The sequence below is a fragment of the Phyllobacterium sp. 01N428 genome (assembly GCF_056399405.1).
The window spans coordinates 1-1,148 of record NZ_JBFTRH010000020.1 but is presented as its reverse complement, the minus strand read 5'-3'; the positions used below and the strand labels follow the sequence as shown (position 1 = coordinate 1,148).

Genomic DNA, 1,148 nt, shown 5'->3' with positions numbered 1-1,148 from the left:
GCACCAACGGTGCGGCCGCCTTCACGGATAGCGAAGCGGAGCTTCTCTTCCATGGCGATCGGCACGATCAGCGTCACATCGACTGCGATGTTGTCGCCGGGCATGACCATTTCCGTGCCTTCCGGCAGCGTCACAACACCCGTCACGTCGGTCGTGCGGAAGTAGAACTGCGGACGGTAGTTGGAGAAGAACGGCGTATGACGGCCACCTTCGTCCTTGGTCAGGATATAGGCTTCCGCCTTGAACTTGGTGTGCGGCTTCACGGAACCGGGCTTCGCCAGAATCTGGCCGCGCTCGACGTCCTCACGACCAACGCCGCGGATCAGTGCACCGATGTTGTCGCCGGCCTGGCCCTGGTCGAGCAGCTTGCGGAACATTTCAACGCCGGTCACCGTCGTCTTCGAGGTCGGACGGATGCCGATGATCTCGACTTCCTCGCCAACCTTGACGATACCGCGCTCGACGCGGCCCGTCACAACCGTGCCGCGGCCCGAGATCGAGAACACGTCTTCGATCGGCATCAGGAACGGCTGGTCGATCGGACGCTCCGGCGTCGGAATGTACTTGTCRACTTCCGCCATCAGCGCGCGAACCGCGTCTTCGCCGATTTCCTTGTTGCTGTCTTCAAGCGCGGCAAGCGCCGAACCCTTGACGATCGGAATGTCGTCGCCCGGGAAGTCGTACTTCGACAGAAGCTCGCGCACTTCGAGTTCGACGAGCTCGAGGAGCTCGGCGTCATCGACCTGGTCGACCTTGTTCAGGAACACGACGATGGCCGGAACGCCAACCTGGCGGGCCAAGAGGATGTGCTCGCGGGTCTGCGGCATCGGGCCGTCGGCAGCCGAAACGACGAGGATCGCGCCGTCCATCTGCGCCGCRCCRGTGATCATGTTCTTCACATAGTCGGCGTGGCCGGGGCAGTCGACGTGGGCGTAGTGACGGTTGGCCGTCTCATATTCGACGTGCGCCGTCGAGATCGTGATGCCGCGCGCCTTTTCTTCCGGCGCTGCGTCGATCTGGTCGTACGCCTTGTACTCACCAAAATACTTCGTAATCGCTGCCGTCAACGACGTCTTGCCATGGTCAACGTGACCAATCGTGCCAATGTTGACGTGCGGCTTGTTACGTTCAAACTTGCTCTTAGCCAT

Annotated in this window: 1 protein-coding gene; it reads right to left on the bottom strand. The window is 61.5% G+C overall.

What is annotated here, in order from left to right; genetic code table 11:
- Positions 1 to 1,148, bottom strand: a 1,148-nt coding sequence (tuf, locus tag AC1DNI_RS22745) for an elongation factor Tu (protein WP_477693523.1), incomplete at its 3' end; no start/stop codon positions are given.